Here is a 581-nt window from a genome sequence, read left to right as displayed (position 1 = left end):
TATTGAAAATGAAAAAGATAGCAAAGAATAGTTGGGATAAATAATGTCGAATATTGCATTTAAATTACGCTTTACATATAAGAATATAGACGAAGAAATTCCAAATTTAGATTATAAAGTGACTTTTCAAAGTTTAGTGTTTCCTACTACAACTAGGGTTTTAGATAGTGATCAAACAACAAAAGAAGGAAAGGTAACAAAAACTTTATATACACATTCTGAAAAAGGTATATTAAGAGTTTTTGTAAAAGGTGGCCTAACAAAATATAAGACTTTTACACAAATTTATCAAGAGAATATTGAGAAAGATTATTTCCTTAATGGGATAACATTAACACTACCATTAAGTTTAATTAAGATTTTGCTCACAACGGAAGTAAAAGGGTCATCTAAAACTTATGAAAGTGACTATCATCAGGTGAAATCTGGTGAGAATTTAGCAAGTATAGCAAAAAAATATAACAAAGAGATTTCTCTACTTATGAGAAGTAATAATATTTCTGATGCAAATGAAATTAAAATAGGTCAGAAAATATTTATTGGAAGTGCTAATACATCAAATCAAATGATGCTTCAAGTCA

The 581-nt window shown here is 27.2% G+C and carries 1 protein-coding gene; it reads left to right on the top strand.

Going from position 1 to position 581, the window contains the following annotated elements:
- Window positions 1–43 precede the first annotated feature (43 nt).
- Window positions 44–581, top strand: a 538-nt coding sequence (locus tag IO68_RS34245; RefSeq protein WP_023014024.1) for a LysM peptidoglycan-binding domain-containing protein, incomplete at its 3' end; no start/stop codon positions are given.

It is taken from the genome of Acinetobacter sp. COS3 (genome assembly GCF_000475335.1).
In the GTDB taxonomy this organism is placed as follows: Bacteria; Pseudomonadota; Gammaproteobacteria; order Pseudomonadales; family Moraxellaceae; genus Acinetobacter; species Acinetobacter venetianus.
The sequence above is the reverse complement of the archived record's forward strand: the minus strand, read 5'-3'. Positions and strand labels throughout refer to the sequence as shown.